This is a genomic window from Pseudomonas fluorescens (assembly GCF_005938625.1).
Classification (GTDB): Bacteria; Pseudomonadota; Gammaproteobacteria; order Pseudomonadales; family Pseudomonadaceae; genus Aquipseudomonas; species Aquipseudomonas fluorescens_BD.
In genome coordinates this window covers 1-1,050 of the sequence record NZ_VCNJ01000129.1, presented here as the reverse complement: position 1 = coordinate 1,050, position 1,050 = coordinate 1, and the positions used below count along the sequence as shown (strand labels likewise).

1 protein-coding gene is annotated in these 1,050 nt (G+C 61.5%); it reads left to right on the top strand.

Annotated elements, in window-relative coordinates:
* Window positions 1-1,050 (top strand): tail fiber protein (locus tag FGA82_RS32025; protein ID WP_171057408.1); only part of this gene is annotated, 1,050 nt, incomplete at both ends.

The window sequence follows — 1,050 nt, the reverse complement described above, 5'->3', positions numbered from 1 at the left end:
GGCGACTGGGACTTTAACTGGGTCGGCCTTGAGGATGCGGACGGCCTTCTGTTCGCCGTTTCCTACGTGCCACTGCAGCAGAAGAGAAAGAACATTCCGCCGCAGCAGATCGGCAACAACGTCACCCGAAACTTTCTGGTCGCCTATGACGGTGCGATGCAACTGACCGGCATCACGATCGACGCCAGCACCTGGCAGCATGACTTCACGGTGCGCCTTGCCGGCATCGATGAGCGCGAACGCCTGAGCAATCGAGAGCTGTACGGACGCGCCTGCTTTTTCGGTAACTCGCTCGCATTCGGCAAAAGCGAAAACGGCTTTCAATTGGGCGCGGGCACGGCCTACATCGAGGGCATTCGGGTCTTTCTCTCCAAGCCTTTGCCGTTCACCGGCGTCATTCCCGAAGGAAAAATCACGCTTGATGTCTGCCTGGAACGGCAACTGAACGATCGGGCTGCGACGTGGAAAGTCGTCTACGGCGAAAAGGCCGACTACACCGACGCCGCCGGCGTTCGCCATTACTGCGTGCCGATCGCCCATTACACGTCCCCGACCGCGTTCTGGGACGAGCGTCAGCCCGAGCCAATCGCTGGGCCGCTCGTTCAACACTTCGCGGCGCGTGATGGTGATTACCCGACTCTGCGCGCCCGGGGCACGACCAAGGAGGACGTGCAACTCGAAAACCTGCCCAACGCAAAGAGCGATGATCCTGCCACCAACAGCAGCGAGATTCTGGCGACGACCGCCGCGCTGAACAAACTGCACAAGCAAGTCGGCGATTCGCTTACTGGAATGGTCGCGGGCTTCAGCATGTATACGGCGCCGGCCGGCTGGCTCGCCTGTAACGGCGCCGCGATCTCACGCACGGCGTTTGCGGGCCTGTTTGCGCGAATCGGGACGTTCTACGGCGTAGGCGACGGAACAACCACCTTCAACGTGCCGGACATGCGCGGTCTGTTCCCCCGTGCGTTTGACGATGGGCGCGGGTTGGATGCCGGCCGGGCATTCGGCTCGTTTCAGGATATGGCGTTGCAGTCTCACGCTCACGCC